The sequence below is a fragment of the Sporosarcina luteola genome, from assembly GCF_023715535.1.
In the GTDB taxonomy this organism is placed as follows: domain Bacteria; phylum Bacillota; class Bacilli; order Bacillales_A; family Planococcaceae; genus Sporosarcina; species Sporosarcina luteola_B.
Map to the genome: position 1 here is coordinate 1 of NZ_JAMBOI010000053.1, position 439 is coordinate 439.

General features: G+C 66.7%; 2 protein-coding genes. Both read left to right on the top strand.

Features of this window, described 5'->3' with window-relative positions; translation table 11 throughout:
- Positions 1-221, top strand: a 221-nt coding sequence (locus M3191_RS18265; RefSeq protein ID WP_251701736.1) for a sigma-70 family RNA polymerase sigma factor, incomplete at its 5' end; no start/stop codon positions are given.
- A partial coding sequence (locus M3191_RS18270) for a hypothetical protein (protein ID WP_251701737.1) occupies positions 218-439 on the top strand: 222 nt, incomplete at its 3' end. The genes M3191_RS18265 and M3191_RS18270, both read left to right, overlap by 4 nt.

A 439-nucleotide genomic window follows, 5' to 3' on the forward strand; every position in this document is an offset into this window, starting at 1 on the left:
GGCTGAACCCGCTCGAGGCCGCACAGCAGAACGCCGATCTGAGGCAGCTACAGGATTGCCTGGAGGGCTTGGAGCCTCAGAAGCGCGAGATCGTGCTGCTCGCCTACTACACCGGCCTCAGCCGGGACGAGATCGCACAGCGGTTCGGCCACCCGGTGGGGACGATCAAGGTCTGGCTGCATCGCAGCCTGGCGCAACTTAGAAAGTGCCTCGGTTCATGAGCGAAGCGGAGGACATCGACGCGCTGGCGGCCGAGTATGCGCTCGGCACGCTCCCCGCTGCCGAGCGGGCGAGCGTCGCGTTGCGTGCGCGCCTGGAGCCCACCTTAGCCGCCGCCATCGAAGGCTGGGAGCGCAGGCTGTCACCTCTCGCCGAGACGATTGCAGCGCGCGAGGTGCCCCCTGAATTGTGGTCCAAGATCGAAGACCGTATCGAGGCG